This is a genomic window from Protofrankia sp. Cj3, assembly GCF_917627355.1.
Lineage (GTDB): Bacteria > Actinomycetota > Actinomycetes > Frankiales > Frankiaceae > Protofrankia.
The window spans coordinates 1-4,560 of the sequence record NZ_CAKJTR010000204.1; the positions used below are offsets into that span (position 1 = coordinate 1).

The 4,560-nt window shown below is 60.3% G+C and carries 3 protein-coding genes; all 3 read left to right on the top strand.

Annotation, left to right across the window (positions count from 1 at the left end; all coding sequences use genetic code 11):
• Nucleotides 1–441: 441 nt before the first annotated feature.
• The 3 genes from MJ783_RS20045 (at nucleotide 442) to MJ783_RS20055 (ending at nucleotide 4,030) form a co-directional block, all read left to right on the top strand.
• Nucleotides 442–1,635, top strand: coding sequence for a hypothetical protein (locus MJ783_RS20045; protein WP_239312630.1), 1,194 nt, complete (start codon nucleotides 442–444; stop codon nucleotides 1,633–1,635).
• A 56-nt stretch (nucleotides 1,636–1,691) separates the two neighbouring features.
• Nucleotides 1,692–2,843: a hypothetical protein gene (locus MJ783_RS20050; protein ID WP_239312632.1), complete on the top strand. Its 1,152-nt coding sequence runs from the start codon at nucleotides 1,692–1,694 to the stop codon at nucleotides 2,841–2,843.
• Nucleotides 2,844–2,938: 95 nt separating this feature from the next.
• The gene (locus tag MJ783_RS20055; protein WP_239312633.1) at nucleotides 2,939–4,030 is read left to right on the top strand and encodes a S9 family peptidase; all 1,092 of its coding nucleotides are present in this window, start codon (nucleotides 2,939–2,941) and stop codon (nucleotides 4,028–4,030) included.
• The last annotated feature ends 530 nt before the right edge of the window (nucleotides 4,031–4,560 follow it).

Genomic DNA, 4,560 nt, shown 5'->3' on the forward strand with positions numbered 1-4,560 from the left:
TTGATCCATACCCCTATTGCCGATCACGTTTAGGTCAGACGAGGTGCGACGCAGCGGCCACTCCCTCCCTCGGCTACCGCCGGAGGGTGTTTCGCATAGCCAATGACGATTGGTCCAGATATCGGTAGCAGTACCTCGCTGGCAGCCGCCCACCCACGAACTGATCAGGACGAGGCGCTGGCCATTGCCTTCAGCCACAAATCACCCAACTAAAATAATCGTTTGCAAAAATGGCCAAATCCAAAAATCCAAACGCGCGGAAAATCTGTCCAGTCAGGAAACAGGCTGCCGGACCGCTGGATGTTCTTTTTCAGGACGATCCGTACTGATCGAAAACCTGAGAATGCGCATAATCGGTCCAGTGGCTAGGCTCCTCCTTGGCATCGATCACAACAGACTTCCGATGGCCATATTTGCCCGCCCTGAAACAGGAGGTTAGACGTGTCAGAATCGAGCGGTTTCATCGGTCCCGACGCTCTGTCGGAATGGCGGAAAACCAAGGAGTCAAGCGGGGCGTTGGACGTTGTTCTTGTCACCCATCCGCGCGACGAGAACGATCTCCCCAGACTGTTTCCCTGGAGTGTCCACCTCAGCACGGCCGACCGATTTCAACTAACGCGCCATATGAAACCGGTCTTCGGTGAAATCGTCACGATCGGAGCGTTGCGGGTGGGCATCCTGTTCTTGCCCTTCTATGCCAACGAGCTCATCGACGCCTCCGCCCGCAGGCGCTGCGGCCAGGTCCTGGAGGTCGACGCGATCGCAGCCGCCGCCGAGACCGGTGCGAAGGTCCTCTGTCTCGGTGGTCTCACCGGCGCGCTCTCGTTGTACGGCCACAAGCTCGTGAAACCGGCCGAACAGGCCGGAATTGTCGTCACGACCGGGCACGCGGTCACCTCGATCAGCGTGCTGCGGACATACGAAAAGGCAGTGGAGGAGCTTGGCCGCAGGCCCGCTGAACAAAAGGTGACGGTCATCGGTGTGGGCAGCATCGGGCGTTCCTTCGCGCAGTTGCTGTCGACGGTGGAGGAGAAGCCCGGCGAACTCGTCCTGGTCGACCGTCCGCAGATGAGCGGTAAGCTCGATCGGTTGGCCGAGGAGTTTCGGCGCACAATCGGGCTGAAAACTTCTTTCGAAATCACCGATGCCACCGGCGCACTGCCCGCGGACAGCTCCTGCTACTCGACCGATGTGCTCGTCAGTGCCGTGAGCACCGCGTACGTCGTGGACATAGACAAGGTGGCCCCCGGCACTATCCTGATTGACGACAGTCAGCCGTACTGTTGGTCGCGAGAGGGCGCGTGGCGGCGTGTCGTGGAGCGGGCCGACATCGTACCGTGCGAGGCCGGCCTGGTGGACTGCCGCAGCATCGGTTTCAGGTCCCGCTTCCCGTTCGACTTCGCGGAAGTCGGCGCAGACGGCAGCAGCACGGCGTGGTCATGCCTCACCGAAGGCATGATATTTGCCTTGGAACCAGGAATCACACCCACCATCGGCGAACCGACACCAGAAATGATCAGCGCATACATGACGGCATTCGACCAGAACAAGCTATGCATTCCAGCGCTGCAGTGCGGTCCGCATGTGCTGCCCATCGACAAGTTGCGGGCGGCCATCGGAAAAAAATCCTCCTGAGAGGCGAGCCAATAATGAGTACTGAGATCAACACCTCCGTCTGTATACGTTGCGGGATGCCGCTCGCCTACGACCAGTACATCGCTGCGACCGACAGCGGCGTGTCCACGCACCCAACTGGCGACCTGTGCTCCTACTGCACAGAAACGAACAGAACAACGGAGCACGGACAAGGTAACGAAAAAAATCAGAAGTGGATACTCAACCTCATAATCCAGATCTATCATAACGACCGGCTGCGGCGCATCCTCGGCTCGTCGGCCACGAGCCGATTTTCTTCAGTTCTGCCCGGCTCCATGAAGGGGTTGGTAGAGCTCGTCGCGAGCATTCCCGAGAAACGCCCTGAAGCAAAGTACGACGCGGTGGTTCTCTACAGCGGCGGGAAGGATTCCAGCTGGATGCTGATGGAGCTGGCCCGGCGCGACCTCCGGGTTGCCGCGTGGATGCTGAATCAGGGCTACCAGTCGCCGATCGCCATCAAGAACGCACAGAAGCTCTGTGAGAGACTCGGCATCGAGCTGATTATCGCCGAGCCCGAACGCAGGCCGATGGACTCGTTGTTCCGCCTGGGCTTCACGGTCAACGAGGATGGTGACCGTGACTTGGTCCGCTCCGCCATGACCTATGGTTCCGCTTGTTGGCCGTGCTTTGCGACGATCGCCGCGCACGCGACGGTCTTCTGCTACGACAACGATATTCCACTCTGTTTCATCGGAACGCAGAAAGGACAGAACCGGCTCGATCTGAATGGTTCACCGGTGCTTTCCGGTGGTGGTCTGCCAGCTGTTGACACACTGGTCGAGAAGTTCGTCTCCCGGCTACGCTCGTACGCCATGAAAAAAGACGCCGAGGCCGCGCGACTACTTGATTCACAACCCTGCCGAACCGCGCTGGTGCCGTTCTACGAGATCGTCGCCAAACCGTCAGTCGACGAACAGATAGCCGATCTGGAAAAGATCGGCTGGAGCAAACCGAAAAATACCGGCACCTGTAGCACGAACTGCATGATCAATGAACTCGGTCGCAAAATCATGCGTAACCAATACGGGTTCGACCTTTATCAGGTCATCGACGCGAACGAACGACGAATGGCAACCGATCCGCGGCCTGAACCGATCGCGGCGCTTGACGAGGACGCCGTCCGTCGCGGCGCGAAACTCATCGAACTCACTCCGGTCGAGTCCATGAAATTCGGTGTGAAAAACTAATGAGCACTTTGGTAAATCCGAATGTCAGCGACACGGAAAGCTACCGATTCGTCGACAGAGTGGCAAGTTGGACCGTCCGTTCCCTGTCCAGGACAGTGGGCGTCAAGAACGTGACCCGCCCGTTCTGGAACAGGTGGCGAGCATCATCCATCTCCGACGAGACGCTTATGCGCTTCCTTAACAGCATAGACAGCATAGACGACTGGCCACACGCCGCCACGGTCCTGCTTGACGAGGCCGCGGACCAGGTTGAAAAGGACGCTGACCAGAGCGCGCAGAAACGCATCGACGGACTTCGCCATCTATCCTATCTGGCGCATATGACCCAGTGGGGCTGCCTCCCCATCAACGACGTGAAACGCACGGCGTACCGGCGCTCCCGTGACTACTATCTGGCGGCCGAGTCGTTGGCGTGGGGGGAGCTCTATCACCGGGTAGAGATCCCGTGGGCTGGTCGCAAATGCTATGGCAACCTGCACCTTCCGCGCAATGGTGGCGTTCCCGCGCCGCTCATCATAATCATTCACGGCATGGATGACACAAAGGAGGAGCACCTCGCGACCGAGCTCGCGCTGCAGGACAACGGATTCGCGGTGTTCTGTCTCGATGGACCCGGCCAGGGCGAGAGCTTCTTTCTCGAGGGACTGACCTGGTCGATGGACTTCACGAAAAGTGTCCAGGCAGCCATGGACGCGGTGAGCGAGCAATATCCGGTCGACGCTTCTCGCATCGGTGTCATCGGCATCAGTTGGGGCGGCCTGTGGGCAATCAAGCTGGCCGCCGAGGACCCACGGGTGGGTGCGGTCTACGACCTCGGCGGACCCGTCGACACGGCGGGGTTCCGGAAACTGCCGTTTTTCCTGAAAAGCAAGTACTGTCAGGTGCTGGGCGTGACCGGCCCAAACGATCTTCCCGAAGCCGACGCGGTTTTCTCGTTGCGCAACGAGGCGTTGCTCGACAACGTGCGGGTTCCGCTGCGGATCGTCCATGGCAGGAAAGACCCACTCGTAACCATACGGGACAAGGAATGGCTCAGGGACAGCCTGCAAACAAGACACAAGGATCAAGAAGTCACGTTGAAAATCTACGATGATGGCGATCACTGCTGCACCGGACACGCGGTGGAGATCCGGCGTGACACCGCCGAATTCTTCCACCGCGCGCTCGATGCCAGCCCGGCGAGATAAACCTGGCATTGAGGGTCACCCGCGCGATGCACCGTCGTTGTGACATCTCGTGGTGAGGCGAAAGGGAGCTTTCAGTCGAGCGGAGTCTTCAGCCGAGCGGAGTCTTCAGCCGCGCGGAGCCCGCGGCCGATTCGCGAATCCACTGAGCCGCCTCGGGCCAGGGCTCTCCGGCACACGGTCACGATTTGACCGACCGCTCTCTGGCGGTGTTGGCACGGCCAGTGGTGTGTCGCTGACGCGGCCGCGGGCAGAGCCGCAGGTGAATCACGGAGGGATCTGAACGTCTTCGTACGCTGGGCCGCGGCGTGCCCGCGGAGATATTCGCGCGCCGCGGCCGGGTGCCACCGATACCCGGCCGCGGCGCGCGAGGCGAAGCACGGTTTCCTCCTCGAATCGCCACCCGGTCCGACACGGGCGGCGGCGCGGGTCAGTCTCCTGCCACAACGGTTCGTCGGCGCGGCACACGGGCGTGGTTGAGCGGTCCAGCTGTTCGCTCGCCTTCCTGAAGAGATAATCATGTCGATCGGGGT

What these genes read in the sequence shown, in the direction of transcription:
- MJ783_RS20050 (WP_239312632.1), top strand. Translation starts at nt 1,692, where the DNA reads ATGCCGCTCGCCTACGACCAGTACATCGCTGCGACCGACAGCGGCGTG.